General features: G+C 57.3%; 4 protein-coding genes and 1 pseudogene. 3 read left to right on the forward strand and 2 right to left on the reverse strand.

What is annotated here, in order from left to right:
- Window positions 1–240: 240 nt before the first annotated feature.
- Window positions 241–576 (reverse strand): thermonuclease family protein, encoded by a 336-nt coding sequence (locus HMPREF9538_RS00715; protein WP_000046891.1) that lies wholly within the window; start codon window positions 574–576, stop codon window positions 241–243.
- Between the two features lie 244 nt (window positions 577–820).
- Here HMPREF9538_RS00715 and HMPREF9538_RS0128625 point away from each other — a divergent pair.
- The 3 genes and pseudogenes from HMPREF9538_RS0128625 to HMPREF9538_RS00710 form a co-directional block, all read left to right on the forward strand.
- Window positions 821–1,257 (forward strand): annotated as a pseudogene (locus HMPREF9538_RS0128625) (IS66 family transposase); the annotation flags it as partial.
- A gap of 189 nt (window positions 1,258–1,446) precedes the next feature.
- Window positions 1,447–1,821 (forward strand): cupin domain-containing protein, encoded by a 375-nt coding sequence (locus HMPREF9538_RS30805; protein WP_001348195.1) that lies wholly within the window; start codon window positions 1,447–1,449, stop codon window positions 1,819–1,821.
- A gap of 23 nt (window positions 1,822–1,844) precedes the next feature.
- Window positions 1,845–2,408, forward strand: coding sequence for a chlorite dismutase family protein (locus tag HMPREF9538_RS00710; RefSeq protein WP_001097412.1), 564 nt, complete (start codon window positions 1,845–1,847; stop codon window positions 2,406–2,408).
- Window positions 2,409–2,658: 250 nt separating this feature from the next.
- On the opposite strand, the gene tnpC is transcribed toward HMPREF9538_RS00710, so the two are convergent.
- The coding region (gene tnpC / locus HMPREF9538_RS00705) for an IS66 family transposase (RefSeq protein WP_009486464.1) at window positions 2,659–3,786 on the reverse strand (1,128 nt) is incomplete at its 5' end.

A 3,786-nucleotide genomic window follows, 5' to 3' on the forward strand; every position in this document is an offset into this window, starting at 1 on the left:
GGGACACCCGCGAGCGGTTGCCCCCACCCTGCCAACAGGTCGGCAGTTGCCCACAATACCACCGGCTCAAGCAACAGGATTTTTTTATATTTTTGTTTTTAAAAGAAAAAAGCGGCCGTGCTCTAGTGGCATGGCCGCGTTACGTGGTCCTATCAGGGGCTTGTGGCTCTTGCGCCTCCTCGGATCGACACAAGTGCCGATCACTGCGGCGGGGCGCTCCTGGCTCAAGCTGAAAAGCGATCAGTATCCGCACCAGTGGCGACGGCGTTCCCTCCACGCATTCGGGCCGGGCCTCCACTCAACGGCTAACCCCTCGGCCATGAGGGTTTGCCCCACGTCCCGCCCGTCGATCAGCAGGTGAACAAGGCGGCGGTCGTACTTGTCGGCTTGGCCGGAATCGACAACCTCGATGCGCTGAGCGTTGGCAACCAGTTCGCGGAGGCGTGCGGTTGCCTCGCGGCCCTTCGTCAGCTCGGCGTCGCACCTGGGCTTGTAGGTTTCCGGGGTGTCAATCGACAGCAGGCGCAAGCGTTGACCGTTGTATCGTAACCGTCCGGTGATTCCACCTTGAGCCAAATCGCCTGCCGACCAAAAGGCTCGAAGCTTACCACCCGGTCGATTCCGGTCAGATCCAGAAACGCCTCGTCGATGGAGTAGACATCCACTCTCGATGCCAGAGCTTCCAGGGTCGTCATCACCCGCCGGCTTATATCGCCATTTGTGTGGAATAGAGAATCAATTGGAACGGGGGCTTTGCTCGCCCCCCCTTGAACTTCTCATACCCAACCTGTTTGGCTATAGCTACTGAGGAGATCGCGGTGGCCCACCAAATCTTCCGGTCATCCTGTTCAATTACACCGCTAGCCGTACCCAGGAGGTGCCGCAGCGCCTCCTGGAGGCAGAAAGGCGTCGAGCGTATAGGTTGCTGGGCATGCGCGGCGCAAGTTCATCAGAAAACTCAATCCAAGGGCAAGATCGGCCGAGCGGAGATGGCACTGACTCTTATCAACAAGCTCTACGGCATCGAGCGCGACATGGAAGAGGCGGGCGATGCCCAGCGATACCAGACGCGCCAGTCGCAAAGCCAGGCTTTCCTGGAGCAACTGAAAGCTAGGCTGGACAAAACCCCTCCCCAGGTCACGTCGTCAAAGTGCCTTGGGCAAGCAATCAATTGCCTTGCGAGCAACTGGTTAAAGCTGATCCGCTACATCGAAAGGGGGACACCTGCCCATCGACAACAACCCTGCCGAGCGGGCGAGCCACCTTCTCATGTACATATGACCAAAGCGTCGCCCGTCTCCTCCCGTTATGTCATGCCTACCCACGACGGAGTATTGACGGTCTCTGTGCGCCAGAGCATAGTTTTCCCGAAGGGCGCTTAGGTACATATCTTCATGTGCTGTCCAGGCGCAGTTGCGTTTAGAGTACGTGTCCAATCAGTTTTAAATGGGTGTGAACATGAGAGCAGAAACTGAATCGCGGATTTTTTCGGTGGATGAATATGTTCGTCCGTCTAACGGCGAACCGATTCGTTCGGTTGTTCTGGAAACCAATGACTCTGTCGTCGTTGTTTGGCACGCCCACCCTGGGCAGGAAATAGCTTCCCATGTACATCCTCACGGCCAAGATACTTGGACGGTTATCTCAGGTGAAGCCGAATATCATCAAGGTAACGGCATAGTCACTCATCTTAAAGCTGGAGATATTGCGATCGCAAAACCTGGGCAGGTACATGGTGCAATGAACTCTGGCCCCGAACCTTTTATATTTGTTTCAGTGGTTGCGCCGGGCAATGCCGGTTTTGCGTTGGCTGAGAAATAGGCGAAAGGCCTGAGAGGAAACTGATGAATACACGATTATTTACGTTCGCTGGTGGAGAAACGGGTGTTTGGCGCGTTGTTCGGATGGATGCCGTGGCGGGAGCCCCTCTCCCTGGAATCCCCCGGCTCGACGTAGCCGCTGGCTCTGTTTCGCCGCAGCCTTTGGGCACCAAATGGCTTCTTCGCGGGATAACGAGTAACGAGCGTTATGTCGTGCGTGAAGAGAAGGATCGTCTCGTGGCGAAGCAGCCAAGTTTGGGTCGAGCAGAGGCCACCTGTGCCGCCCTGATCCCTATCCGGAAAAACCCCTCATGGTGGGGACTGGCTCAAGACGAACGCCGGAAGATTTTTGAGGAGCAGTCCCGTCACATTCACATTGGGCTCCAATATCTCCCTGCTGTGGCCCGTCGTCTCCACCATTGTCGGGACCTGGGCGAGAGCGAACCCTTCGACTTCTTGACGTGGTTCGAATATTCCCCGTCTGATGAGCCGGGCTTTAACAGGCTTTTGGCCGAACTCCGGGCCTCGGTGGAGTGGAAGTATGTCGACAGAGAAATCGACATCCGGCTAGTGCATGAGCCGGCCTAGTATCAGGTTTAACTGCGATCTCCGTGCGGCATACACCTGCGACACCCGCAGCCCAGCAAAGCCCGGAAAATCTAGTGTGTCTAATAACTTAGGAGTAACACGACACGTATGCCTAGCGAGCCACCAGTCGCTTGGGAAATTTTCTACTTATGGCCTCCTCTTTCTCTCATCGATCTCCCAGGGCATATCCTGCCGTCTAGAGTTGGCACCTTGTCCAGCTTTCGAAGAAGGCTCTCCATACACGTCCGGCCTACACCTTGTTAGGTATGGCCGGTTTCCAGTTGTGGGGCAATAGCTCGTCGATGGCGTTGTTCTTCTGTGTCGGCAGGCGAGTCAGCACATCCTTCAGGTAGGCATAGGGATCATGCCGATTCAGCTTCGCTGACTGTATTAGGGTCATGACCGCAGCCGCACGTTGACCACTGCGCAGTGAACCCGCAAACAGCCAATTGCTGCGCCCCAGCGCCCAGGGTCGGATCTGGTTTTCCACCCAGTTGTTGTCGATGGGCACAGCGCCATCGTCCAGGTAGCGCGTCAGCGCTTCCCAACGTTTGAGGCTGTAATCCAGGGCTTTGGCCGTGCCGGAGCCATCCGGCACTTTCTGGCGATGGGCCAGCATCCACTGATGCAGCGCATCGGCAAGGGGTTTGGCTTTGGTTTGCCGGATTTCCCGCCGCATATCCGGTGGCAGATCTTTGGTTTCCCGCTCGATCTCGTAGAGTCCACCGATGTATTCCAAGGCCTTGGCCGCCAATTCGCTCTTGTTGGCCTCGTGCAGGTCATAGAACTTGCGCCGGGCGTGGGCCATACAGCCGATTTCGGTAATGCCGTTGCCGAACCCGGCCTTGTAGCCAGCGTAATCATCACAGACCAGCTTGCCCCGCCAGTCACCCAGGAAGGTTCGGGCGTGTTCGCCTGCACGGCTGGGTGCGAAGTCGTAAATAGCTGCCTTCAGGTCGGCAAACGGTGTGGTGCAGTAGGCCCAGACGTAGGCCTTGTGGGTTTTCTTCTTGCCCGGGGCCAGCATGCTGACCGGGGTTTCATCGGCATGCAGAACACTGTGTTCCAGCAGAGTATTTCTCAACGCATCCACCAGCGGCTGCAACTGCACACCACAGGCACCCACCCATTCGGCCAGGGTGGAGCGCGGGATTTCCAGGCCGGCACGGCCGAACATGCGTTCCTGACGGTACAGCGGCAGATGGTCGGCATACTTGGCCACCAGCACCTGGGCCAGCAGGCCAGCGGTGGGGATGCCTTTGTCGATCACCTGCGGTGGCACCGGTGCCTGGATCAACGTCTCGCAGCTGTCGCAGGCCCATTTGCCCCGGATGTGACGTTCAACGGTGGGCACTGTTGCAAAGTTAGCGATGAGGCA

This window comes from Klebsiella sp. MS 92-3 (genome assembly GCF_000195655.1).
In the GTDB taxonomy this organism is placed as follows: domain Bacteria; phylum Pseudomonadota; class Gammaproteobacteria; order Enterobacterales; family Enterobacteriaceae; genus Klebsiella; species Klebsiella pneumoniae.

Coding starts and splice junctions, on each gene's coding strand:
- HMPREF9538_RS30805 (WP_001348195.1), top strand. CDS start 1,447: ATGGGTGTGAACATGAGAGCAGAAACTGAATCGCGGATTTTTTCGGTG.
- HMPREF9538_RS00710 (WP_001097412.1), top strand. CDS start 1,845: ATGAATACACGATTATTTACGTTCGCTGGTGGAGAAACGGGTGTTTGG.